The organism is Marinobacter sp. es.042, from assembly GCF_900188315.1.
Classification (GTDB): domain Bacteria; phylum Pseudomonadota; class Gammaproteobacteria; order Pseudomonadales; family Oleiphilaceae; genus Marinobacter.
The window spans coordinates 1,439,979-1,463,617 of sequence record NZ_LT897781.1 but is presented as its reverse complement, the minus strand read 5'-3'; the positions used below and the strand labels follow the sequence as shown (position 1 = coordinate 1,463,617).

The 23,639-nt window shown below is 56.3% G+C and carries 18 protein-coding genes and 2 tRNA genes; 11 read left to right on the top strand and 9 right to left on the bottom strand.

The window, feature by feature from the left end:
- The first annotated feature begins 1 nt into the window (after position 1).
- On the top strand, positions 2-1,423 hold the full coding sequence (der, locus tag CFB02_RS06895) for a ribosome biogenesis GTPase Der (protein WP_088557431.1): 1,422 nt from the start codon (positions 2-4) through the stop codon (positions 1,421-1,423).
- Positions 1,424-1,450: 27 nt separating this feature from the next.
- On the opposite strand, the gene pta is transcribed toward der, so the two are convergent.
- From pta to CFB02_RS06880, 3 genes are read right to left on the bottom strand one after another with little or no spacing between them, the layout of a single operon-like run.
- Positions 1,451-3,607 carry a phosphate acetyltransferase gene (pta, locus tag CFB02_RS06890; RefSeq protein WP_088557430.1) on the bottom strand — a complete coding sequence of 719 codons (2,157 nt, stop codon included), beginning with the start codon at positions 3,605-3,607 and terminating at the stop codon, positions 1,451-1,453.
- A 27-nt stretch (positions 3,608-3,634) separates the two neighbouring features.
- A complete protein-coding gene (locus tag CFB02_RS06885) occupies positions 3,635-4,831 on the bottom strand; it encodes an acetate/propionate family kinase (RefSeq protein ID WP_088557429.1) in 1,197 nt (398 codons plus the stop codon).
- A 26-nt stretch (positions 4,832-4,857) separates the two neighbouring features.
- Positions 4,858-7,269, bottom strand: a complete 2,412-nt coding sequence (locus CFB02_RS06880; RefSeq protein ID WP_088559189.1) for an EAL domain-containing protein — start codon at positions 7,267-7,269, stop codon at positions 4,858-4,860.
- Between the two features lie 239 nt (positions 7,270-7,508).
- Between CFB02_RS06880 and ccoM the strand changes: the two genes are divergently transcribed.
- On the top strand, positions 7,509-7,661 hold the full coding sequence (gene ccoM / locus CFB02_RS18530; protein ID WP_172835808.1) for a cytochrome c oxidase subunit CcoM: 153 nt from the start codon (positions 7,509-7,511) through the stop codon (positions 7,659-7,661).
- A 51-nt stretch (positions 7,662-7,712) separates the two neighbouring features.
- On the opposite strand, the gene CFB02_RS06875 is transcribed toward ccoM, so the two are convergent.
- The 3 genes from CFB02_RS06875 to CFB02_RS06865 all read right to left on the bottom strand — a co-directional run bounded on the left by CFB02_RS06875 (position 7,713) and on the right by CFB02_RS06865 (position 9,262).
- Positions 7,713-7,788: transfer RNA gene (locus tag CFB02_RS06875), tRNA-Glu, on the bottom strand.
- A 119-nt stretch (positions 7,789-7,907) separates the two neighbouring features.
- Positions 7,908-8,834 (bottom strand): TIGR01777 family oxidoreductase, encoded by a 927-nt coding sequence (locus CFB02_RS06870; RefSeq protein ID WP_088557428.1) that lies wholly within the window; start codon positions 8,832-8,834, stop codon positions 7,908-7,910.
- Positions 8,835-8,887: 53 nt separating this feature from the next.
- Positions 8,888-9,262 carry a sirohydrochlorin chelatase gene (locus CFB02_RS06865; protein WP_088557427.1) on the bottom strand — a complete coding sequence of 125 codons (375 nt, stop codon included), beginning with the start codon at positions 9,260-9,262 and terminating at the stop codon, positions 8,888-8,890.
- Positions 9,263-9,363: 101 nt separating this feature from the next.
- On the opposite strand from CFB02_RS06865, the gene CFB02_RS06860 reads away from it, so the two are divergent.
- From CFB02_RS06860 to CFB02_RS06835, 6 genes are all read left to right on the top strand, one after another.
- The gene (locus CFB02_RS06860) at positions 9,364-9,966 is read left to right on the top strand and encodes a DUF924 family protein (RefSeq protein WP_088557426.1); all 603 of its coding nucleotides are present in this window, start codon (positions 9,364-9,366) and stop codon (positions 9,964-9,966) included.
- A gap of 145 nt (positions 9,967-10,111) precedes the next feature.
- Complete coding sequence (locus tag CFB02_RS06855) at positions 10,112-10,828, top strand: murein L,D-transpeptidase catalytic domain family protein (RefSeq protein WP_088557425.1); 717 nt, start codon at positions 10,112-10,114, stop codon at positions 10,826-10,828.
- Positions 10,829-10,886: 58 nt separating this feature from the next.
- Positions 10,887-10,962 (top strand) — tRNA-Gly (locus tag CFB02_RS06850).
- 135 nt (positions 10,963-11,097) lie between these two features.
- Positions 11,098-11,892, top strand: a complete 795-nt coding sequence (locus CFB02_RS06845; RefSeq protein WP_088557424.1) for an MOSC domain-containing protein — start codon at positions 11,098-11,100, stop codon at positions 11,890-11,892.
- Positions 11,893-11,900: 8 nt separating this feature from the next.
- Positions 11,901-13,853 carry an ATP-binding cassette domain-containing protein gene (locus CFB02_RS06840; protein ID WP_088557423.1) on the top strand — a complete coding sequence of 651 codons (1,953 nt, stop codon included), beginning with the start codon at positions 11,901-11,903 and terminating at the stop codon, positions 13,851-13,853.
- Positions 13,850-14,518, top strand: a complete 669-nt coding sequence (locus tag CFB02_RS06835; protein ID WP_088557422.1) for a DUF6901 family protein — start codon at positions 13,850-13,852, stop codon at positions 14,516-14,518. The genes CFB02_RS06840 and CFB02_RS06835 overlap by 4 nt, the downstream gene beginning before the upstream one ends.
- 61 nt (positions 14,519-14,579) lie before the next feature.
- On the opposite strand, the gene CFB02_RS06830 is transcribed toward CFB02_RS06835, so the two are convergent.
- Together CFB02_RS06830 and CFB02_RS06825 are read right to left on the bottom strand one after the other, a co-directional pair.
- The gene (locus CFB02_RS06830; RefSeq protein ID WP_008174363.1) at positions 14,580-15,011 is read right to left on the bottom strand and encodes a universal stress protein; all 432 of its coding nucleotides are present in this window, start codon (positions 15,009-15,011) and stop codon (positions 14,580-14,582) included.
- A gap of 153 nt (positions 15,012-15,164) precedes the next feature.
- The gene (locus tag CFB02_RS06825) at positions 15,165-15,983 is read right to left on the bottom strand and encodes a hypothetical protein (protein WP_088557421.1); all 819 of its coding nucleotides are present in this window, start codon (positions 15,981-15,983) and stop codon (positions 15,165-15,167) included.
- 437 nt (positions 15,984-16,420) lie between these two features.
- On the opposite strand from CFB02_RS06825, the gene fadB reads away from it, so the two are divergent.
- The 3 genes from fadB to topA all read left to right on the top strand — a co-directional run bounded on the left by fadB (position 16,421) and on the right by topA (position 22,692).
- On the top strand, positions 16,421-18,568 hold the full coding sequence (fadB, locus tag CFB02_RS06815; protein ID WP_088557419.1) for a fatty acid oxidation complex subunit alpha FadB: 2,148 nt from the start codon (positions 16,421-16,423) through the stop codon (positions 18,566-18,568).
- Positions 18,569-18,601: 33 nt separating this feature from the next.
- Positions 18,602-19,777, top strand: a complete 1,176-nt coding sequence (fadA, locus tag CFB02_RS06810; RefSeq protein WP_088557418.1) for an acetyl-CoA C-acyltransferase FadA — start codon at positions 18,602-18,604, stop codon at positions 19,775-19,777.
- Positions 19,778-20,049: 272 nt separating this feature from the next.
- Positions 20,050-22,692, top strand: coding sequence for a type I DNA topoisomerase (gene topA, locus CFB02_RS06805; protein WP_088557417.1), 2,643 nt, complete (start codon positions 20,050-20,052; stop codon positions 22,690-22,692).
- A 60-nt stretch (positions 22,693-22,752) separates the two neighbouring features.
- Here topA and CFB02_RS06800 read toward each other — a convergent pair whose 3' ends face one another.
- Complete coding sequence (locus tag CFB02_RS06800) at positions 22,753-23,625, bottom strand: NAD(P)-dependent oxidoreductase (protein ID WP_088557416.1); 873 nt, start codon at positions 23,623-23,625, stop codon at positions 22,753-22,755.
- Between the last annotated feature and the right edge of the window lie 14 nt (positions 23,626-23,639).

Here is a 23,639-nt window from a genome sequence, read left to right as displayed (position 1 = left end):
TATGACCCCAGTTATTGCCCTTGTCGGACGCCCTAACGTCGGCAAATCGACATTGTTTAATCAGATGACCCGTTCCAGGGATGCCCTGGTTGCGGACTTTCCGGGGCTTACCCGAGACCGCAAATACGGTGAGGGTAGCTATGAGGGCCAGCGTTTCATCGTTATAGACACCGGTGGCCTTACCGGTGACGAGCAGGGTCTTGACCTGGAAATGGCCCGGCAGTCCATGCAGGCGGTAGAAGAAGCCGACATCGTGCTATTCCTGGTGGACGGCAGGGCCGGCCTTACTGCAGGCGATGAGCTGATTGCAGACAGTCTTCGCCGCTCGGGCAAGCAGGCGCATCTGGTCGTGAACAAGACCGATGGACAGGATCCGGACATCGCCGCGTCGGATTTCTACAGCCTTGGCTTTGAATCCACGTTCCTGATCGCAGCCTCCCACAACCGCGGAATCCGCTCCATGCTTGAAATCCTGCTGCCTTCTGAAGAGGAGCGGGAGGAAGAGGACCGTGCAGATCGCTACCCCGGCATCCGCATTGGCGTGGTAGGCAGGCCGAACGTGGGCAAGTCCACACTGGTCAACCGCATGCTCGGTGAGGACCGTGTGGTGGTTTATGACATGCCCGGCACTACGAGGGACAGCGTCTATATCCCCTACGAGCGGCAAGGCAGCCAATACACGTTGATTGATACCGCCGGTGTCCGTCGAAGAAAAAATGTCAGCGAAGTGGTGGAGAAGTTTTCCATCATAAAAACGCTGCAGGCGATCGATGACGCCCATGTGGTTATCCTGGTTATTGATGCCCGGGAAGGTTTGGTTGATCAGGATCTTCACCTGATCGGGTTTGTGTTGGATGCCGGCCGCTCGCTAGTCATTGCCGTTAACAAGTGGGACGGCATGGACCCGGAAGACCGCGTCCGGGTGAAAGAACAGGTTCAGCGTCGCCTGGACTTTCTGGATTACGCTGATAAGCACTATATCTCGGCGCTTCACGGCTCCGGCGTGGGCGTGATGTATGAGTCGGTGCAAGCCTGCTACGAGTCCGCCATGGCGAAATGGCCAACCAACCGCCTGACTGCGATTCTGCAGGATGCTATTGCCCAGCATCAGCCACCCATGGTGCACGGTCGCCGGATCAAGCTGCGTTACGCTCACCAGGGCGGTTCCAACCCCCCTGTGATTGTGGTTCACGGTAACCAGGTGGATTCCCTGCCGGGCGCATACAAGCGGTATCTTGAGAATACCTTCCGTAAGGTTCTGAAGGTAACGGGTTCACCAATCCGCTTCGAGTTCAAATCGGGTGAAAATCCGTTTGCCGGCAAAGTGGATCGGCTGACTCCGCGTCAGAAGGTCAAGAAGGACAACGACGAGAAGAAGGGCCGTCGTCCGAAAAAACAGCGCCAGAAGAGCCTCAAGCGCTGAGTGAGTGGCCGGGCTCGGAACTTATTCCTAGTCCGGCCCCGCACTCTCCACCTGCTTGGCCTGCACAGCGGTCAACGCAACCGTAAACACGATATCCTCCACCAGAGCCCCACGTGAAAGGTCGTTCACCGGCTTGCGCAAGCCCTGAAGCATTGGCCCGACACTGACCACATTGGCACTTCGCTGAACCGCCTTGTAGGTGGTATTGCCGGTGTTCAGATCCGGGAATACGAAGACCGTTGCCTTGCCTGCAACCTTGCTGTCCGGCGCCTTGCTTCTTGCGACGCTTTCGATGGCCGCTGCATCGTATTGAAGTGGTCCGTCTATAAGCAGATCCGGCCTGCGCTCGCGAGCGATCCTCGTCGCCTCTCTGACTTTCTCGACATCCTGACCGCTGCCTGACTCTCCGGTGCTGTAACTGATCATGGCGACCAGAGGCTCGATACCAAAGGCTTCCGCAGACTCCGCACTCTGGATGGCGATGTCGGCCAGTTCCTCGGCATTGGGGTCTGGATTGATGGCGCAGTCCCCGTAGACCACCACCTGTTGCGGCAACAACATGAAGAACACGGAAGAGACTACCTTTGCATGCTCATGGGTCTTGATCAGTTGCAGGGCAGGGCGCACCGTATTCGCCGTCGTGTGAATGGCACCGGATACCAGTCCATCAGCTTCATCCAGAGCCACCATCATGGTGCCGAGAACGACGTTGTCTTCGAGCATGGCTTCCGCCATGTCTGATGTCAGTCCTTTATGCTTCCGAAGTTCTACCATCGGAGCGACGTAGCGTTGTCGCACCTCCCCTGGATCAATGATCTCGATATCCCCGGGCAGTTCCAGATCCTGGGAATCCGCTACCCGTTTTATCTCTGCCGCATTCCCGATCAAGGCACACCTTGCCAGCCTGCGTTGATGGCAGATGATGGCGGCCTGTACGGTTCTTGGCTCGCTGCCCTCCGGCAATATGATGCGCTTATTCGCGGCTCTGGCCCGCTCGGACAGCTGGTATCGGAAGGCGGGAGGGGAAAGCCTGTCCTGCCGAGCAACCTTGAGATGCTGTTGCAACCAGTTGGTGTCGATACGGGTTGCCACCGCTTCCATCGCCTTTTCAATCCGGTTGGGGTCATCAATCGGGATGGCCGCCGACAGGTTGGCAAGCATGTGAGCAGTTTCATAGGTATTGGCGTCTGACCCCAGAACCGGCAGGCCTGTTTCCAGGGCCCTGTGGCAGAGAGCGATCACTCGCTGGTCGGGTATCAGGCCACCGGTCAGCATCAGGCCGGCGAGGGGAACCCCGTTGAGAGCGGCAACAGCTGTGGCCACCACGATGTCTTCGCGATCGCCAGGCGTGACCAGAAGAGTGCCAGGCCTGAGGGTTTCCGTCATGTTCCGAATGCTACGTGCGCAAACCGATACCTTCTGGACCCGTCTGGCGTGCATCTGTCCCTCATTGAGGACCGGCAACCCGAGTTCCCTGGCGATGTCGGATACCCTGGGGGCCAGCAAATCCGCCTGCCATGGAATCTCGGCTATGAGGTGAAAGCGGCCCTCGCTGAATACCGTGCACTCGGTCTGGTAGTCGACAGTGACGGGGGCAGGGTGGTTGTTGTTGGAACGAGGCTCAAGGCCCGACTGCTCGGGCTCCCCAACCTTGTTCAGGATGACGCCAATGACGTCCGGATCACTGGGGCTGGCAAACAGGCGTGATGAGAAGTCCAGTTCTTCATCCAGTTGCCTGGCGTCCAGGTCTTTGGGCGTGCTCACCAGGATTACCTCGGAACCCAGGTTGCGGGCAACTTCCACGTTCAGCCTGGCGATGTAGGCTTCGCTGCGGTCTGGGACGAGGCCTTCGATGATCACCACATCCACATCCCGGGCAACCTTCTGGTATTCACCCACGACTGTTTCGAGGAGGTAGTCGGCTTTGCCTCTGTTGAGCAGTTGTTGCGCTTCCTTGAGGGCAATCGGGTATGGCGGGTTCAGGTGGCTGCTGGCCCTCACAAACGCCACCGACGAGTCCTGGCCAGCGTTGTGCATGGATTCTGCGCGGTGAACAGCCTGGCTGAAGGGTTTGTAGAAGCCAACGCTGACGCCTACCCGTTCAAGGGCGCGCAACAGACCCAGGCAAACGGAGGTCAGGCCTGAGTCCATGGAAGTCGGTGCAAAAAAGAGACTCTTTGCCATAGTGGTATTCCTGATGATGCGTTTGGGTCAGGCGTGAATGTCAGAGCCCGCAAGCCGGGCTGCTTCCCGGGCAATGACCAGCTCTTCGTTGGTGGGAATCACCAAAACCGGGAATCGCGAGTCGGGGCTTTCAATATGTCCGTCGCTGAATTGGCCATGATGGATGTTGAGGTCCTGACTGAGCTCGAATCCCGTCAGTTTGAGATGGCGAATGGTCTCTTCCCTGATCCGCGGGCTGTTTTCCCCGATGCCGCCGGTGAAAACCACAGCGTCCAGCTGGCTCAGGGACGCCATCATCGCGCCAACGTAGCGGGCCAGGCGGAAGCAGAACACATCAATAGCGGTTTGTGATGGTTCATGGCCATGGTCCGCGAGTTCACAGAGTGAGCGCATGTCGTTCGTCTGGCCGGACAGTCCAAGGAGTCCACTCTCCTGATTCAGAACCCGATGAACCTCATCGGCGGTGATGCCCTTGCTGCGGAGAAAGTCGAACAGGCCGGGGTCGACATCCCCGCTACGGGTGCCCATTACTAGACCCTCAAGTGGCGTCAGGCCCATGCTGGTATCCACACTGATTCCGTCACGGATGGCGGTAATGCTGCACCCGTTGCCCAGATGGGCCGATATGACCGAGGTGGTTGCCGGCGTTTTGCCCAGCAAACGGGCGGCTTCTGATGCCATAAAGGCGTGACTGGTACCGTGGAATCCGTATCGCCGGATCGCCCAGTCGCGGTACCAGGCCTCTGGAAGCGCATAGAGGAAGGCCCGTCTGGGCAGGGTCTGGTGAAACGCGGTGTCGAAAACGGCCGTCTGCGGTACACCGGGAAACTGTGCCAGGGTTGCCCGAATCCCGGACAGGTTGACCGGGTTGTGAAGAGGGGCAAGGCCTGCGCAGCTTTCAATGACCTTGAGCACTTCGCCATCAATGAGTACGGCCTCATGGAAGGTCTCACCACCATGAACGACCCTGTGACCTATGGCCGAGGGAGCCGTTGTCATCAGTCCCAGGTCCCGGAAAGCGGTGACCAGTGTATCAAGCGCCTGATTATGGCCGGCGCCAGCGTCCAGAAGGATCGTTCCTTCCTGGCCGTCAATGTGGGCAAATGCATCGTTCTGGCCCAGGCGTTCGGCCAGAGCGGACACCAGTTTCCTGTGTTGGTTGTTGAACAGTGCGAGTTTCAGGGATGAGCTGCCGCAGTTCACGACAAGTACGGTGTCTTCCATGGGAATGGGCGTCCAACGGTTTTAAGTTATACGCGGTGATTGTTGGCCAACCAGGCATCAAAATCGGCCGCCGGCAGCGGACGACTGTAGAAATACCCCTGGGAGAAGTCACAGCCTTCCTTCTTCAGGAAGTGGGTCTGAGCCTCTTCCTCAACCCCCTCGGCGATAACACGCAGGCCCAGGCTATGCGCCATGTTGATGATGGCTCTTACCAGTGAGGCGTCCTCAGGCTCCTTCATGACGTCCTGAACAAACGACTTGTCAATTTTCAAGGTATCAAACGGATAGCTCTTGAGGTAACTGAGCGCTGAATAGCCCGTACCAAAATCGTCTACCGACAACCGGATGCCGGCTTTGTCCAGTTGGCGCAGGATTTCGGCGGTTTCGATCGAGTTGTCCAGAATCAGCCGTTCGGTAATTTCGAGTTCCAGCTGTTCCGGCGCCAGGCCACTGGTCGTCAGGGCGTGCATAACAGCTTCGGTAAAACCTGGATCGCGGAACTGACGGGGCGAGACGTTGACCGAAATGCCAATGTCTTTCCCGGTGGCTTCCTTCCAGCCCATGGCGGCCCGACAGGCCTCCAGGAGAACCCACTCACCGATCGGTGTAATCAGGCCGGTTTCTTCGGCCAGGGGAATGAATCGATCGGGCATTACCATGCCCATGGCCGGATTGTTCCACCGCAGCAACGCCTCAACCGAGCAAAGCGTGCCCGAGTCGGTATTAACAATTGGCTGGAAATACAACTCGAACTCCTTCAGCTCCAGAGCCCTGCGCATGCTGGACTCCATCTTCAGGCGTTCATGGGAGACTTCGGTCATTTCCGGCGCGAAATGGGCAAACGAGCTCTTGCCCTTGTGTTTGGCCTGGTACATGGCGGCATCAGCGTGCTGCAGGAGCGTACCGCTGTTGTCGGAGTCCGTCGGGAAAATGGCGATGCCGATACTCGTGGTTACGAACACTTCCTGCCCATTCAGTATGTATGGTGGCGAGAAGGTCTTCAGGATACGCTCGGCGACCTGCGAGGAAGCCTCGGGACCAGTCAGGCCGGGCAGGATCACGAGGAACTCATCGCCACCCAGGCGGGCAACGGTGCTGGTACCGCGAAGGCAACTGGAAATTCGACGGGCCGCCTCAATCAGCAGGTTATCGCCGGCATCGTGGCCAAGGGTGTCGTTAATGTGCTTGAAGTTGTCGAGATCCAGGAACATGACGCCCACAAGCGTACTTTCCCTGCGCGCCTGGGCCAGTGCCAGCTTCAGCCTGTCCAGGGCAAGCATCCGGTTAGGCAGCCCGGTAAGGATGTCGTAATTGGCCTGACGCAGCAGTTGCTGTTCATAACGTTTCCGGATGCTGATGTCCTCGCCGAGGATGAGGTACCCGGTGGTGCCGCCGGCCTCGTCCTTGATGGGAGTAACGATCAGTTGCTCCCAGAAGCGTTCCCCATTTCGGCGCACACTGTTCACTTCACCCTGCCAGACTCCGACTCGTTGCACCTGCAAGCGGATGGACTGCCACAGGTGTCGGCTATCACGGTTCTCTATGTCGTTGTCACCCAGTGCGCCAGGGTGTTTGCCGATGATGGAGCCAGCCTCATAACCGGTTAACTGGGTGAATTTCTGGTTGGCAAACTCGATACGCCATTGGCGGTCGCAGATCAGAACCGAGGAGGGGCTCTGCTCAATGGCCTTGGAAAACTTGCGGATTTCCGCCGCGTCCTTTTGTTGGCGTTCCATGTCCGCGTTGAGACGTTCACGCATCTGGTTGATGGCGTCCGTGACACGGCCGAGCTCATCATTCCGGTTAGACGGTGTGTTGGGCCTTTCCAGGGTAAGTGGCTTCGACGTTGTCGTCAGTGAGAAGTCGCGGGCGTAGTTCGCCATGGTGGTCAGATGGCGCGCAACGAAATGCTGGAATATCCAGATGATCAGTATCGAAACAAAGAACGTCTTCAGGAACTGGGTCAGCAGAATGACGCCCACCTTGCGCTTCAGTTCGTCGTAGACGCGATCAAGGTCTGCGGTCACCGTCAGTTCGCCCAGCTTGAACATTTCATCGCCCTGATGAACGAGGCTGAAGCTGTGAGAGGTGGTTTTCGCGTCCCTCGGTATCTCGCCCATCACCAGTTCGGAATCGGGTTCTATTCGCAAGCGAAGGTGCACCACATCCGGAAGGCTGAGAATGCCTTCCAACTGGGTTTGCAGGAGCTTCTGGTCCAGGGCCCACAAGCTTCTGGCAAGGCTGGAGGCGTAGCCCGACTCTACAACCTGCATGCGGTTGTCGATTTGCGAGAGATCTTTTAGATAATCGGAGTAGATCTGGAGCGCGGATGCCACCAGTGTAAAGGCCGAGCTGAATAGCAGAATCCACGCCAACAGCCTGAAAGACAGGGGCGAGCCTGTGCGAAAACGTTGAAGACGCGTCGACAGTTTTGGCATGTCTTGAACTTCAGCCACCCAGAACGGTTAGGAGATCGGACACTTCCTTTGTTTCCGACTATAGCAGCAGTTTCTGTCGAATGCCTTGCAAATACAGGAAAAATCGAAGGAAATGTGTTGTGGTTCAGTATTTATGCGTACATGCGGTCTGACAAATACGTTGATTTGGATCAATACCTTGCGGGCGGCCCGGGCGTAACCTGAGTTTAATCAAGTTAATTACCGGAAGGAGAAACAAAATGTATATGGACGCCGTTGTGATCGCAGGTATTGCCACTGTACTGCTGATGCTTGGCTTTTTTGTGGGTGTTGGCATCTTCGTGATGAAAGATCAGAAGGAGCACGGACACCCGGATAGAAAAGAAGGGAAGCACGGTCATAAGCCAGTCTGACGATGAGGCCGGGAAACTTCGATTTCCCTGACCCATCAGGGCAGAAAAAATTGGCGTCCCCTAGGGGGTTCGAACCCCTGTTGCCGCCGTGAAAGGGCGGAGTCCTAGGCCACTAGACGAAGGGGACGCAACGTTTTCAACACCTTGCCTCGTCGAGGTGGCGAGTATATTAAGAAAGCTTCGAAACGCTGTCAACGTCTTTTGTGAAAAAAAACAGGGGAGTTCAATAAGGCACCCCCCTTGGGGTCATCCTTTTTTTTCCGCTGCCCCTGGAGCAACGGATTGGGTCAGTGCCTGATCCAGGTCCGGATACCGGAACTGGAATTGCTGGCTGACCAGCTTCTCCGGAATAGCCCGCTGGCCCGTAAGAAGAAGCCTCGCCATTTCCCCCAGAGCCACCTTGAGCACCGGAGCCGGTGCCGGAAAGAGGGTGGGACGGTGTAAAACCCTGCCCAGGCTCCGGGTGAATTCCGCGTTCGTTACCGGGTTCGGGCTTACGACATTGTATGGGCCTGATGCGTCCGGGTTTTCCATCATCCATATAAGTGCGCTGACCACATCGTCCCTGTGGACCCACGGCATGTACTGTGTTCCGCTACCCAGGCGTCCGCCCAGCCCCAATTTGAAGGGCAGGAGCATCCGCTCCAGGAAGCCACCATCCGGGCCAGCCACGACGCCTGTCCGGGAGAAGCACAGGCGAACGCCATCGTCGCCAAGTGGTTTGGCGGCGTTTTCCCAGTCGCGGCACAGCCGATGCGTAAATTCGTCATTCGGGCTGGTGCTCTCGGTGACCGTGGCTGATCCCTGGTCCCCGTAAAAGCCAACAGCCGACCCCGAAACGACTACATTCGGCGCTTGATCCCAACTTCGGATGACGTCGACCAGGGTTTCGGTGACACCAATGCGGCTATCACGGAGTTCCTGCTTTCGGGACTCCGACCAGCGTTTATCCGCGATACCTTCTCCGGCAAGGTTGATGACGGCATCGTATCCGGGGTGAGAGCGAAGCTGCTGCAGATCACGGATTGCCTCGACCCGTCCGCAGCTTGATTTGACCGTTTCGGCCGGTTGCCGGCTGAAAACCGTCAGTTCGTAATCCCGTGCCAATAATTCACGGCAGAGAACATGGCCAATAAACCCGGTTCCTCCGGTAATCAGAATCCTTTTCGACATAATCGATACTCCTGTCGCGCACTGGCCTCTGGCGCTGTCTCAGAACGCCCGGTTCAGGCGGGTGTCTCTTCCAGTTGAAGCATAACAACATCGCGAATTGCCTGTCCCAGGAGAGGGTTTTCCCCAATCGGAGGTGCAAGCTGAATGGATACGGCGTGGGTTTTTTCGAGTTCTTCGATCATTGCCGGAACATCCTTGCGCAAGTGGCGGCCGGCCGCCAGGAACAAGGGAACGATCGTAAACTCGGTGATGCCTTCAGCCACACCTTCCATAATGATTGTATCAATGGATGGTTCCGCCAGTTCCATGTAGGCGACCCTGGCGTTGTCGACAGAAGCGAGAGTGGGCGCCGCAAGCTTTTCGAAGGTTTCACACCAGCGCTTGTCACTGCTTCCATGTGCCAACAGAATAATGCGGGGGCTGCTCATTGCCGCTCCTGAAGTAGTCAATTTGTTAGGGCCTGTCGTAAGTCGGGAAAGCCGGCCTCATGAGAGGGCCGGTACCATCTAAAGTAACAGGGTGCCAGTGAATGTTCGATTGGAAAGAGATTCTGGATTTCTGGTTTGGCGAACTTGACGAACATGGGCTGCCAGACAGCGACCACCGGAACAAGTGGTTCCGATCGGACCGCAGGTTTGACCAGGAGATACGCCGGCGTTTCCTTTCAATGGTGTTGTTTGCTTCCGAGCAGGGATTGGACCATTGGCGGACTGAGGCCGGCGGTATACTTGCCGAGACCATTCTGCTTGACCAGTTTTCGCGGAATATCTTCCGCGGCGGTGCCATGGCGTTTGATCAGGATCGCCAGGCGCGCAAGCTATGCCGGCAAGCGATGCAGAAAGGGCAGGATACGATGCTGCCGCCCGTGCACAGAGCGTTTCTCTATATGCCGCTCCAGCATTCGGAACTCAAGGACGACCAGGATATGTCCGTGGAATGCTACGAGCAACTGGCGCGGTCAACTGAAGGAATCCTTTCCGATTTCATGGGTAGCTTTCTGCAGTCCGCAAAGGATCACCGGGCGATCATACAAAAGTACGGACGATTCCCTCACCGCAACAAGGCACTCGGCAGAACCTCAACGGCGGAAGAGCGGGAGTACCTGGCCGGTGGTCGCCGTTTCGGCCAGTAGCGCAATCGCCCTTTCCTTAAAGTTTTGTATAGAAAACGTACATTCGGACGGGGTTGGCACTTTTCCCTGATAAAATGCGCAACACTGAAATTGCACGGGATAGCGATCCTTCTTTGGCTTGCAATCATTTTACCGGGGATCTGGAATGAAAAAGACGCGGCGGCTTTTACCCGCAGGCCTGCTACTGGCTTTTTGGGCGTGGCTACCACTCCCATCGTTTGGCGCCTCTCTGGACGACGACCTTTTAGATCGCCTGAGTGCCGCCGCTCCAAAGCTCGATACAAAGGTCCTCAGGACCGCAATCAGCGCCTCTCGCTGCGCTGTCTCCAGTGGTGTTCAGATGCCCGAGCGGCTTGCGGTGATTGATTTCTCGTTGCCATCCAGTCAGGAAAGGCTATGGATTTTCGATCTGGAGAAGGGCGAGCTGTTGCTTCGGGACCTGGTTGCTCACGGCAAAAATTCCGGGAATTTTAAATCGACCGCTTTCTCCAACGTGGAGGGGAGTTACCAGTCCAGTATCGGGCTTTTCCAGGCCCGGGAATCCTATTACGGCAAGCACGGCTATTCGCTCAGGCTGGATGGTCTCGAGCCCGGGATCAACGACCTTGCCCGGCAGCGCGCCATCGTTATACACGGTGCGGATTACGTGAATGATGGTTGGGTCAGCAAATACGGCCGCATTGGGCGTAGTCACGGGTGCCCGGCAGTTGATAACCAGATCATCAAGCGTGTTGTCGACAACCTTAAGGGGGGGCAGTTGGTGTTCAAGTACTATCCGGATCAGGAGTGGCTGCACAGTTCCGGATTCCTGAAATGTGATAACCGTACACTGGCAGGAAAAAACCTTAAAAAAAGTGGTTGACGGTTCCGTCGGGATCCGTAGAATACGCCTCCGTTGTCGGCAACAGCCGAACAGCATTGCGGGAATAGCTCAGTTGGTAGAGCACAACCTTGCCAAGGTTGGGGTCGCGAGTTCGAATCTCGTTTCCCGCTCCAGATTTCGAAAACCCGGTCCTGAAAAGGTCCGGGTTTTTTCGTTTTCGGGCACCTGCAACCTCGGCGCCGGGGGTTGCGGTCAGGTATACTCATCAGCCTGTTTCGAGTCCCGATTCTCTGTGGGAGGTTGCCTCCATGAAGGTCCGTTCGCTGTTCGTATACCCTGTCAAATCCCTTTCCGGTATTGAGGTGACCAGTTTTCATACCGACGATTTCGGTCCAGTCGGAGACAGGCGATGGATGATCGTTGATGATGAGCGGCGTTTTGTCACCCAGAGAGAGCATCCCGAACTAGCCCGCGTGGAAACGCAGTTGGATGGCGATCAGGTTGTTATCAACATTCCCGGTGAAGGTGAGTTTGGTCTGACAGCCTCCAATGACGAGCTTCGCGTACTGGTGTGGCGGGACTGGGTGAAGGCTCTGGCAGGCTTGCCAGAAGCCAGTGATGCCCTGAGTCGGTTTTGCCGCAAGCCTGTTCGCCTGGTATTCATGCCGGACAGCTCCTTCCGCCGCGTTGATGCGGGCAGGGTCGACGAGTACCGGCGAGTGGGCTTTGCTGATGGTTTTCCTTTTCTGGTTACCAACACTGCCTCGTTGGCAGAGCTCAACACCCGGCTGGAGGTGCCCGTGGAGATGCGGAGATTCCGTCCCAACATCGTCGTTGAGGGGGCAGACGCCTGGGATGAGGACCATTGGCAGAACTTGAGCATTGGCAATAACCGTCTGAGTATCGTAAAGCCCTGTTCACGCTGCGTAATGACGACCGTCGACCCTTCGACCGGCCTGAAGGATGCTGCCGTGCAGCCGCTCAGAACCCTGTCCCGCTATCGCAGGACCTGTGAGGGCGTGATCTTCGGCCAGAACGCGATTCATGAATCACCAGGACTTATCCGGGTTGGTGAACCCGTTACTGTCAATCAATCGGAGTAAAACCAAACGTGCCACTGTTAACGCTGGACTCAGTCTCCCTGGCTTATGGAATGCATCCGCTGCTTGATCAGGCCTCATTGGTTATCGATGCCGGAGAGCGTGTGTGTCTGCTGGGTCGAAACGGCGAGGGAAAATCGACCCTGCTGAAGATTGTCAGTGGCGAAGTGACACCCGATGGTGGCGTGGTTCGTCTCGATGATGGCGCTGTTCTGGCGGTGCTGCCGCAGAACCTGCCTTCCGAGGACACCCGCACGGCCTATGAAGTGGTTGCCGGGGCCTTTCCTGAAACCGGCAAGTTGCTGGCAGAGTTCCACCAGTTGTCCCAGCAGGGCGACGAGGCGAGTCTGGACCGGTTGATGAAAGTCCAGGAGCGTCTTGAAGCCCTGGACGGCTGGCGACTGGATCAGAAGGTAACCACAATTCTTGGCCAGTATGGCGTTGATCCTGATCAAACCCTCGATACCCTCTCGGGAGGCTGGCAGCGCCGTGTTCTCCTGGCAAAAGCTTTGGTTGCCGACCCGGATATTCTGTTGCTGGATGAGCCTACGAACCACCTCGACGTCCCCGCGATCGCCTGGCTGGAAGAGGCCCTGGGCCAGTTTCGCGGCGCCATGTTGTTTGTCAGCCATGATCGGGCGTTTATCCGGCGGATGGCGACCAGGATTGTAGAGCTGGACCGCGGGAAACTGGTGAGCTTCGCTGCCACCTACGACCGCTACCTGGACCTCAAGGAAAAAGCGCTGGAGGAAGAAGAACGGCAGAACGCGCTGTTTGACAAGCGCCTCAAGCAGGAGGAGGCCTGGATTCGGCAGGGCATCAAGGCTCGCAGGACTCGTAATATGGGGCGTGTTCGTGCCCTGAAGGCCATGCGTGAAGAGCACAGGCAGCGTCGTGTGCGGGGCGGAACCGCAACTTTCGCGGTGGAGGACGCGGCGCGCTCAGGGAAGCTTGTGGTTGAAACCCGGGATGCGGGCTTTGCTTATCCCGATGGCACTCCGGTCATCAGAGACATGAATCTCACCATTCTGAGAGGGGACAAGATCGGGCTTGTTGGGGAAAACGGCACAGGCAAGACCACGCTTGTTCGACTCCTGTTGGGGGATTTGGAACCAACCGAGGGGTCCATTCGTCTTGGTACCAATCTGCAGGTTGCCTATTTCGATCAGTTGCGCGGAGAGCTCGATCTGACGCGCAACGCACTGGACAATCTCTCCGAGGGTCGGGAGTTTATCGACATCAATGGCCAGAGCAAACACGTTCTCGGCTATTTGCAGGAGTTCCTGTTTACCCCGGAGCGAGCCAGATCTCCGGTCAGTGTCTTTTCTGGTGGCGAGCGGGCCCGATTGCTTCTGGCCAAGCTCTTCAGCAAGCCCGCGAATATCCTGGTGCTCGACGAACCGACCAATGATCTAGACGTTGAAACACTGGAATTGCTGGAAGAACAGCTGGCGGAATTTGCCGGCACAGTGATCGTGATCAGTCACGACCGTGAGTTTCTCGATAATGTGATCACCGAAACGGTTTTCCTGGACGGTTCGGGCAAAGTGCGTGAGTACGTTGGCGGTTACACGGACTGGCGTCGGCAGGGCGGTTGCTTCCCCTCAGAAGCCACGGGTAACCGGCCGGACAAGCAGGATAAAAACGGCAAGACATCCGGTAGCACCGAAAAGGCCGTATCAAAGAAACCGGCAGAGAACGCAAAACCGCGGGCAGAACCTGAAAAGGGCAAGCCCGTGAAACTGAGTTACAAGCTCAAGCTCGAGCTGGAGCAGCTACCGGGGCAGATCGAGGAGCTTGAGCAGGAAGTCGCGGGCCTGCAGGAAAAAATTTCCCGGGCTGATTTTTATTCAGGCCCACCGGATGAAGTCTCGGCCACTCTGGAAGCATTGACGGAAAAGGAAAACCGTCTGGAGCAGGTCATTGAGCGGTGGATGGAGCTGGAAGAACAGGCAAATCAATGAATGTACATTACGATTTCAGATTTCAGGACGGCCGTACGGTTGAGTTCAAGGTAACGGACAAGCCGTCCCGTCCTTCCGGAAAACTTCCGTCTTGGACACAGCTGGAACATTGCCAGTGTAGCAACTGTCCTTTGAAGGCTGCCGAATACTCCCACTGTCCCGCGGCAACCGAGATTTTGCCGGTTGTGGAGGCCTTTCGGGATGAGGATGCCTACCAGAAGGTGGAAGTAAAGGTAACCGATGACCGTCGAAGTTATGAGAAGCAGACGGCGCTTGAAGAGGCACTTCGATCGTTGCTCGGGCTGAAAATGGCGACCAGCGGGTGCCCGGTTCTTTCAGAGCTCAAGCCCATGGCGGTTCATCACCTGCCGTTCGCAAACACCGATGAATTCATTATGCGCAGCGTTTCCCATTACCTGTTGCAGCAATACTTCGCGAAACGGAATCATCAAACCCCAGACTGGGAATTAAAGGGGCTGGTGGAGAGGAATCAGAGGCTGCAGCTGGTGAATCAGGCCCTGTGGCAGAGAATACACTCAGTCTGCAAGGGTGACAGCAACCTGAAGGCACTACTGAACTTCTTCTCGATGGCCTCGAGTGTCAGTTTCTCGCTGGAAAGCCAGCTTCGCAAACTTGAGGCGAAAATGGAGGGGGAAGGGGGCTGATCCCGGCTTTCGTTCTCAGCAGGCCCGGGTCCACACCCCGGGCCTATTTGTTGGTCAAACCTTAATGAATGCGAACGGCCAGAACATCGCATTCGGTTCCATGCAGAACCCCGTTTGCGGTGGAGCCCAGCAAAAGCTGAAAACCCTTCCGGCCATGACTGCCCACGATCACAAGGTCTACTTCCTGTTCCTTCGCAAGCCTGTGGATTTCGGACTCGGGGCGCCCGACCGTCACCACCTGATTGTTTTTGGCCACACCGTATTTGTCGCCGTAGGTTCCCAATTGCTCGCGAGCTGCTTTGTCGAGTTGGTCCTGTAGCTCGGTCAGATCCATCGGAATATCGCCACCATAGGCATAGCCGACAGGCTCCACCACATGAACCAGCATCAGCTCCGCACCATGGGCTTCGCTTATGGCCTTTGCCTTATCCAGGACCTGTGGGGCTTCTTCTGTCAGGTCAATCGCAACAAGCATCTTTTTATAGGCAGACATCGTATCGCTCCTTCGCACACGGGATATTATTCTGAGGATAGTACCTTAAATCGGGTCGGGAAAGTGTAGCGGGAAACTGACGGGTATCAAAAACAGAGGCGGAAAATTGCTTTTCTGGCAGGCAATTAGGCCTGCCAGAAAGAGCAGGGGGGGTCAGGCGTTACCCTTGAGCAGCTCAATGGTTGTCGCAAGTCCTTTCAGGATACCCTTGGAATAGCGATCGATCACAAAGCCCACGTTGTTTTCGTTGTAGTTAATGTAGGAGCCGCGGATAAACTGCCACTTGGCAGAAATGTCGTTAAGCGCGTCCTTGAGCTCTGGTGTTCCCTGGCCCTGTATAACGGATGCGAGCAACTGGTCCAGCTCCCGAGCCTGTTCATCCAGCGGGGTTTCCGTTGAGGAGCCCTGGAACGTCTGGGCGACAGAGGAGTTTGTCCTCACAGAATACTTCGCCATCATCTGCGCCATTTTTACGGCAGCCGAACGGGCCGCTTCAACTCTTGGGTTGGTCTCGGTCTGTGAGCTCTCCTGGGCAACCTTGTATAGCTCGGTGGCTTTCACGTTCATGGTGAGTGCCTGGTTGGCCATGTCTGAGACCAGTCGCAAATCGGGGTAGCCCTGGTTGCGCACATCGTTAATGTTGTCCCGCATCAGATTCTTGAACTTGTCAAATTCCTGGTTCAGCCCCTCAACTTCCTCGGCTGACAGGACGCCCGAATCGCTGCCCGCGATGGAATTCATGGAATCGTTGGCCGAGTTGATGCCCTGCACAATCTCGTTCAAGGTGCCGGTATCTCCGGTTCCGCTGAAACGGTAATAGGCGTCCAGAGCCATGTAGTTGCTGACCCGGAAATTGTGAAGATCGGAGAGAAATCCGTCGGCACTGTCTTGAGCGCGGGCACCCATGGACGTGAGTGCAAGGAGAATCAGTGCGGCTACAAGGGAGCGTACCCGCAGGTTTGCGTCTTTCATCGGATGGGTCTCCGTAATGCGGTTTTATTGTTGTGGACCAAAGTCGTAGATCGAAGGTAAAGTAACTCCGTCAGCCAATCAAGCAGTTTTGGCGGCGTTGTAGCCCGTAAATGTAAATAAGTTTGAAATTTGCGTGACTAAGTTCCGGTTTTTTCTGAGCAGTGGCTTCCAGTTCATTGAAACATAACAATTCCGCTCCAATTTTCTTCGGTTGCCCCCGGTATTTCGGGGACTTTTGCAGCCCTCCCGAAAGAAACAAATTGACAAATGCGCCGTTTTTTTTCATCGTGTGCCCTCACGATTCAAACGACTGTATGAATTTTTGGATCGGATGATCGGGCAGTGACCGAAATCTCGCTGCACAAACAGCCGTGCCGGTAAATCAAAAAGTACCGCCCGGTTGGAAGCAGTTCCAAACACAGACTGGAGATCAGTTGATGATTTACGAAGGTAAAGCCATCACGGTTAAAGAGATCGAAGGCGGGATCGCTCAGTTGAACTTCGACTTGCAGGGCGAGTCAGTAAACAAGTTCAACCGTCTTACTATTGAAGAGCTCCGCGCCGCGACCGACGCACTGAAAGCGCAGAAGAACCTGAAGGGTCTGGTAGTCACCAGCTCCAAGGACAGCTTCATTGTTGGTGCCGACATTACCGAATTCACCGAGCTTTTTGCGGGCTCGGAAGAGGATCTGGTAGCCAACAACCTCAAGGCCAACGAAGTCTTCAACGCTGTTGAAGATCTGCCGTTCCCCACCGTTACCGCGATCAACGGTATGGCGCTGGGTGGCGGTTTCGAGATGTGTCTGGCAACCGACTACCGCGTGATGGACAAGAAGGCCAAGGTTGGTCTTCCGGAAGTGAAGCTTGGCATCTTCCCGGGCTTTGGCGGTACCGTGCGTCTGTCCCGTCTGGTCGGTGTGGACAACGCCGTTGAGTGGATCAGCGGTGGTACCGAGAACCGTGCAGACGTCGCTCTGAAGGTCGGCGCTGTCGATGCCGTGCTCGAGTCCGACAAGCTGGTCGATGCTGCTGTTGCCATTATTAACCAGTGCAACGAAGGCAAGCTGGACCACGAAGCCCGTCGTGAAGAGAAGAAGGGCAAGATCAAGCTCAATGCCATGGAAAGCATGATGGCATTCGAGATTTCCAAGGCATTTGTTGCCGGCAAGGCTGGCAAGAACTACCCGGCTCCTGTCGAGGCCATCAAGGTCATGCAGAAGCATGCCGGCATGACCCGCGACAAGGCAATCGAAGTCGAAGCCAAAGGCTTCGCCAAGATGGCCAAGACCAATGTAGCGGCTTGCCTGGTTGGCCTGTTCCTGAACGATCAGGAATTGAAGAAGAAGGCCAAGGCCTGGGAAAAAGAAGCCAACGACGTGAACCTGGCTGCCGTTCTGGGTGCCGGTATCATGGGCGGTGGGGTTGCCTTCCAGTCTGCCTTGAAAGGCACGCCGATCATCATGAAGGACATCAACCAGGACGGTATCGCCCTGGGTCTGAAAGAAGCCAAGAAGCTTCTGTCCAAGCGTGTTGAAAAAGGAAAGATGAAGCCGGATCAGATGGCCGACGTGCTCAACAGCATCACGCCGACCCTGAACTATGGCGATTTCAAGAATGTGGATCTGGTGGTTGAAGCGGTTGTTGAAAACCCGAAGGTGAAAGATGCGGTACTGCGTGAAACCGAAGATGCGGTTCGCGACGATACCATCCTGACCTCCAACACCTCGACGATTTCCATCGACCTGCTGGCCAAGAACCTGAAGCGTCCGGAAAACTTCTGCGGCATGCACTTCTTCAACCCGGTGCACATGATGCCGCTGGTTGAGGTTATCCGTGGCGAGAAGACCAGTGATCGCGCCATTGCAACCACGGTGGCCTACGCCAAGGCCATGGGCAAGACCCCGATCGTTGTAAACGATTGCCCGGGCTTCCTGGTCAACCGTGTTCTGTTCCCGTACTTCGGCGGCTTTATCGGCCTGGTACGTGACGGTGCTGACTTCCAGCACGTCGACAAGGTTATGGAAAAGTTCGGCTGGCCCATGGGTCCTGCGTACCTGCTGGACGTGGTCGGCATGGATACCGGCAAGCACGCTGGCGAAGTAATGGCAGACGGCTTCCCGGATCGGATGAAGCACGAAGGTACAACCGCCATTGACGTGATGTTCGATAACAACCGTTACGGACAGAAGAACGACAAGGGCTTCTACAAGTATGAACTGGACCGCAAGGGCAAGCAGAAGAAGGTTGTCGACGAAGAGACCTACAAGCTGCTCGAGCCTGTTGTTCAGGGTAAGAACGAGTTCAGCGAAGAAGACATCATCGCCCGTATGATGATTCCTCTTTGCCTGGAAACCGTTCGCTGCCTGGAAGACGGCATTGTCGAAGATCCGGCAGATGCTGATATGGGCCTGATTTTCGGTATCGGCTTCCCGCCGTTCCGGGGTGGTGCCCTGCGCTATATCGACGATATGGGTGTAGACAAGTTCGTCGAACTGGCAGACAAGTTTGCAGACCTTGGTCCTCTTTATCACCCGACCGAGAAGCTGCGTGAAATGGCCAAGACTGGCAAAAAGTTCTTTGGCTAACCCTGAACGAGATTTCCGAACGGAGAAAGATCTATGAGCCTTAATCCGAGAGACGTTGTCGTCGTCGATTGCGTGCGGACTCCGATGGGTCGTGCCAAAAACGGTTGTTTCCGGAACGTGCGTGCAGAGACCCTGTCCGCCAATCTGATCGAAGCACTGTTTGAGCGCAACCCGAAGCTCGACCCGAAAGAAGTTGAAGATGTAATCTGGGGCTGTGTAAACCAGACCAAGGAGCAGGGCTTCAACGTGGCGCGTCAGATTTCCCTGCTGACCCGCATTCCCCACGAGTCTGCCGCTCAGACCGTGAACCGCCTGTGTGGCTCTGCCATGAGCGCGATTCACACTGCAGCCCAGGCCATCATGACCGGCAACGGTGATGTGTTCTTCGTGGGTGGTGTTGAGCACATGGGGCACGTACCCATGACCGAAGGCTTCGACCATAACCCGGCTGCGTCCAAGTACACCGCAAAAGCGTCCAACATGATGGGCCTGACCGCGGAAATGCTGGCCAAGATGCACGGGATTACCCGTGAGCAGCAGGACGAGTTCGGTGCTCGGTCCCATCGTCTGGCCCATGAAGCGACCGTAGAAGGCCGTTTCAAGAACGAAATCGTGCCCATTGAAGGTCACGACGAGAACGGCTTCAAGGTGCTGATCGAGGAAGACGAGACCATTCGACCGGAGACCACGGCCGAGTCCCTGAGCCAGCTCAAGCCGGCGTTCGATCCGAAGAACGGTACCGTAACAGCCGGTACGTCTTCCCAGCTGACCGACGGCGCGGCAGCGATGGTGCTGATGTCTGCAGAGCGTGCAGAGGCACTTGGTCTCAAGCCGATTGCCAAGATCCGCAGCATGGCCGTTGCCGGCTGTGATCCCGCGATCATGGGTTACGGCCCGGTGCCGGCCACCAAGAAAGCCCTGAAGCGCGCAGGCCTGAAAGTCGAGGATATCGACTTCTGGGAACTGAACGAGGCTTTCGCCGGCCAGTCCCTGCCTGTCCTGAAGGACCTGAAACTACTGGGCGTTATGGAAGAAAAAGTGAACCTGAACGGCGGCGCGATCGCCCTGGGCCATCCGCTGGGCTGCTCTGGTGCACGAATCTCTACAACCCTGCTGAATGTAATGCAGGCCAAAGGCGGTAAGCTTGGTGTTTCCACCATGTGTATCGGTCTGGGCCAGGGCATTGCAACGGTCTGGGAGCGTTTGTAATCCATTAACCGGATTGCATTTCGCGGTTTCAGAAGGCCCGGCAAATGCCGGGCCTTTCTGTTTCAGCAGGCGGGCCCAACAGGGTTCCCGAATGTGAAAAAAAGCAGGATTGAAACCAAAGAATGGGTTGTCTTGCTATTCTTGACCCTGTAAAACAGTGAGCCTATACAAAATGGCGGCGTATTTGTGTTTTCTAGCCGACTGATTTTACAGCGAGTTTACGGTTTGCTGATTTATTGACCGATTTATCGCCAAGGATACAGAACTCCGATATGGGTAAAAGTCTCGTAATTGTCGAGTCACCAGCGAAAGCGAAGACCATCAACAAGTACCTGGGCTCTGACTTCATCGTCAAATCGAGCGTCGGGCACATTCGTGATCTTCCCGTTAGTGGCAGCGGATCCCAGTCCGATCCCAAAGAGCGTGCGAAGCAGGCTGCTATCACCCGGAAGATGAGCCCTGAAGAGAAGGCTGTGCATAAAAAGCGCAAGTCCCGCGAACAGCTGGTCGCCCGTATGGGTGTCGACCCGGACCAGGACTGGAGTGCCCGTTACGAGATCCTTCCCGGCAAAGAGAAGGTGGTCAGCGAACTCAAGCGTTTGGCCAAATCAGCAGACCATATCTATCTGGCAACGGATTTGGACCGTGAAGGGGAGGCCATCGCCTGGCACCTTCAGCAGACCATTGGTGGCGAACCTGAGAAGTACCGGCGCGTGGTGTTCAACGAAATTACCAAGCGTGCGATTCAGGAAGCGTTCAAGGATCCAGGCACTCTCGACAATAACCGGGTTAACGCACAGCAGGCCCGTCGCTTCCTCGACCGGGTTGTTGGCTATATGGTGTCGCCCCTGCTTTGGGCCAAACTTGCCCGCGGCCTCTCCGCCGGCCGTGTTCAATCCGTTGCGGTGCGGCTGATAGTCGAGCGTGAACGTGAAATCCGGAAGTTCGTTCCGGAGGAGTTCTGGCAGTTGCACGCCGATCTGGCGTCTGCCAAGGCCGATCAACCGGTCCGTTTCGAGGTGACTCGCCACGAGGACAAGCCCTATCGTCCGGTCAATGAGCAGCAGAGCAGTGACCACGTCAGCCGGCTGAAGGCGGGTACGTTCAAGGTTGCCAAGCGGGAAGACAAGCCGACCCGTTCGCGGCCGTCCGCGCCGTTTATTACGTCTACGCTGCAGCAGGCTGCCAGTAACCGGATGGGTTTCAGCGTCAAGAAGACGATGATGTTGGCCCAGCGTCTTTATGAGGCCGGTTTCATTACCTACATGCGGACGGACTCAACCAATCTGAGTCAGGATGCGATCAACAGTTGCCGTACGTATATCGAAAAGCAGTTCGGCGACAAATACCGGCCGGAAAAGCCCCGTGTCTACGGCAGCAAAGAGGGCGCCCAGGAGGCGCACGAGGCCATTCGCCCAACCGAAGTCAGCCGTCGTCCGGCGGATATCAGTGGCCTTGAGAAGGATGCCGAGAAGCTCTACGACCTCATATGGCGTCAGTTTATTGCCTGTCAGATGTCCGACGCCGAATTCCTGAGTACGTCCATCGTGGTGGCCAACGGTGACTATGAGCTCCGTACCCGGGGCCGGATCATCAAGTTCGACGGCTTCCTGAAGGCAGCACCCCAGGCCGCCAAGAAAGACGAAGACATTGCTCTGCCTGACATTAAGGTGGATGAAGTGCTGGATATCAAGAAACTGGATCCTACGCAGCACTTTACCAAGCCGGCGCCCAGATACACCGAGGCCAGTCTGGTCAAGGAGCTCGAAAAGCAGGGCATTGGCCGTCCGTCGACCTACGCATCGATTATTTCCACGATTCAGGATCGCGGCTATGTGAGGCTGCAGAACCGTCGGTTCTACGCCGAGAAGATGGGCGAGATCGTTACCGAGCGCCTGTCGGAATCTTTTCCGAACCTGATGGACTTCGACTTCACCGCGAGGATGGAAGATGAGCTCGACGAGATTGCCGAGGGTGATGTCGAGTGGAAGAAAGTCCTGAATGATTTTTACAGTCGGTTCCGGCAGCAGCTGGAAAAAGCCGAGAGTGGTGAAGACGGCGGCATGCGCGCCAACACGCCGACTGAAACGGACATTCCATGCCCGAGCTGTGGCCGGAATATGCAGATCCGGGTGGCCAGCACTGGTGTTTTCCTGGGTTGCTCTGGCTATTCCTTGCCACCGAAAGAGCGTTGCAAGACTACCATTAACCTCGTGTCCGGTGATGAGGTTGTCAGCGCCGACGATGACGTCGAGGGCGAGGGCGAAACCCGTCTGCTGCGCAAGAAACGTCGCTGCCCCAAGTGTGGCACCGCCATGGACAGCTACCTGGTGGACGAAACCCGCAAGCTGCATGTTTGCGGTAACAATCCGGATTGCTCTGGCTACGAGGTGGAAAAGGGCACGTTCCGCATCAAGGGCTACGATGGGCCGACTCTTGAGTGCGATAAGTGTGGCTCCGAGATGCAGCTTAAAACCGGGCGTTTTGGCAAATATTTCGGATGCACCAATGCCGACTGCAAGAATACCCGCAAGTTGCTGAAAAATGGCGAGCCCGCTCCGCCCAAAATGGACCCGGTGCCAATGCCCGAGCTCCAATGTCAGAAAGTCGATGATACTTACGTTCTCAGGGACGGTGCGTCCGGTTTATTCCTGGCTGCCAGCAAATTCCCGAAAAATCGGGAAACGCGGCCACCGCTGGTGATGGAGATTAAACCGCACCGCAAGGAGATTGATCCGAAGCACGACTACCTGATGGATGCGCCCGAGCGTGACCCCGAGGGTAATCCGACGGTGATTCGCTACAGCCGCAAGAGCAAGGAGCAGTACGTCATGTCTGAAAAGGATGGCAAGGCGACGGGCTGGTCTGCGTGGTATGTGAACGGTAAGTGGCAACCACAGGACAAGAAAAAGTAACGTCTGCTGGTTTCCGGGGTCGTGGGCTGATTGCCGTCAAACGACCCCGGACTCAATACCTTAGCGGAATTTTCTCAGTCTCTGTATGAGAGATGAAGTATCCCACCGTTTACCGCCCATCGACTGGACATCCGCATAGAATTGATCGACCAGTGCGGTCACCGGCAGAGAAGCGTTCACTTTTCTCGCCTCCTCAAGGCAAATCCCGAGGTCCTTGCGCATCCAGTCAACGGCGAAGCCGTGTTCGAACTCTCCTGCAATCATGGTTCCCGAGCGGTTTTCCATCTGCCAGGATTGGGCTGCGCCTTTTGAAATCACGTCCACCACTTTCGCCACATCCAGTTCGGCCTGCTCGGCAAAGTGCAGGGCCTCTGAAAGCCCCTGAACGAGACCGGCAATCGCGATCTGGTTCACCATCTTGGTTTTCTGGCCACTGCCAGCTGGGCCCATTCGATTGAGTGCCCGCGCATAGTGCTCCATAACCGGCTCGGCTTTCGCATAGTCCTGTTCCGAGCCGCCGCACATGATGGTCAGTTTGCCGTTTTCAGCGCCTTGCTGGCCGCCGGATACAGGCGCGTCCACAAATCCCATGTTGTTTTTACCGGCAGCGTCAGCGAGATACTCGGCAATGCCGGCAGAAGCCGTAGTGTGATCGACCAGCACAGCGCCTTCAGAGGCATTGGCGAGAATACCTTCATCACCCCCGTAAACGGCCATGAGGTCGGTATCGGCCCCAACACAGGTCAAAACAATATCCGCGCCCCTCACGGCCTCAGCAATGGTGGTGCAGCTGGTTCCCGAGTATTCGTTTGCCCACTGCTCGGCTTTGGCATTGGTCCGGTTCCAGACCCTGACGTCGAGCCCCGCCTTCGCCAGGTGGCCGGCCATCGGGTAACCCATGACGCCCAGGCCAATAAATGCTGCTGTAGTCATCGCTTTCTCCTCTT

What these genes read in the sequence shown, in the direction of transcription:
- der (WP_088557431.1), top strand. Translation starts at nt 2, where the DNA reads ATGACCCCAGTTATTGCCCTTGTCGGACGCCCTAACGTCGGCAAATCG.
- pta (WP_088557430.1), bottom strand. Translation starts at nt 3,607, where the DNA reads ATGGCAAAGAGTCTCTTTTTTGCACCGACTTCCATGGACTCAGGCCTG.
- CFB02_RS06885 (WP_088557429.1), bottom strand. Translation starts at nt 4,831, where the DNA reads ATGGAAGACACCGTACTTGTCGTGAACTGCGGCAGCTCATCCCTGAAA.
- CFB02_RS06880 (WP_088559189.1), bottom strand. Translation starts at nt 7,269, where the DNA reads ATGCCAAAACTGTCGACGCGTCTTCAACGTTTTCGCACAGGCTCGCCC.
- ccoM (WP_172835808.1), top strand. Translation starts at nt 7,509, where the DNA reads ATGTATATGGACGCCGTTGTGATCGCAGGTATTGCCACTGTACTGCTG.
- CFB02_RS06870 (WP_088557428.1), bottom strand. Translation starts at nt 8,834, where the DNA reads ATGTCGAAAAGGATTCTGATTACCGGAGGAACCGGGTTTATTGGCCAT.
- CFB02_RS06865 (WP_088557427.1), bottom strand. Translation starts at nt 9,262, where the DNA reads ATGAGCAGCCCCCGCATTATTCTGTTGGCACATGGAAGCAGTGACAAG.
- CFB02_RS06860 (WP_088557426.1), top strand. Translation starts at nt 9,364, where the DNA reads ATGTTCGATTGGAAAGAGATTCTGGATTTCTGGTTTGGCGAACTTGAC.
- CFB02_RS06855 (WP_088557425.1), top strand. Translation starts at nt 10,112, where the DNA reads ATGAAAAAGACGCGGCGGCTTTTACCCGCAGGCCTGCTACTGGCTTTT.
- CFB02_RS06845 (WP_088557424.1), top strand. Translation starts at nt 11,098, where the DNA reads ATGAAGGTCCGTTCGCTGTTCGTATACCCTGTCAAATCCCTTTCCGGT.
- CFB02_RS06835 (WP_088557422.1), top strand. Translation starts at nt 13,850, where the DNA reads ATGAATGTACATTACGATTTCAGATTTCAGGACGGCCGTACGGTTGAG.
- CFB02_RS06830 (WP_008174363.1), bottom strand. Translation starts at nt 15,011, where the DNA reads ATGTCTGCCTATAAAAAGATGCTTGTTGCGATTGACCTGACAGAAGAA.
- CFB02_RS06825 (WP_088557421.1), bottom strand. Translation starts at nt 15,983, where the DNA reads ATGAAAGACGCAAACCTGCGGGTACGCTCCCTTGTAGCCGCACTGATT.
- fadB (WP_088557419.1), top strand. Translation starts at nt 16,421, where the DNA reads ATGATTTACGAAGGTAAAGCCATCACGGTTAAAGAGATCGAAGGCGGG.
- fadA (WP_088557418.1), top strand. Translation starts at nt 18,602, where the DNA reads ATGAGCCTTAATCCGAGAGACGTTGTCGTCGTCGATTGCGTGCGGACT.
- topA (WP_088557417.1), top strand. Translation starts at nt 20,050, where the DNA reads ATGGGTAAAAGTCTCGTAATTGTCGAGTCACCAGCGAAAGCGAAGACC.
- CFB02_RS06800 (WP_088557416.1), bottom strand. Translation starts at nt 23,625, where the DNA reads ATGACTACAGCAGCATTTATTGGCCTGGGCGTCATGGGTTACCCGATG.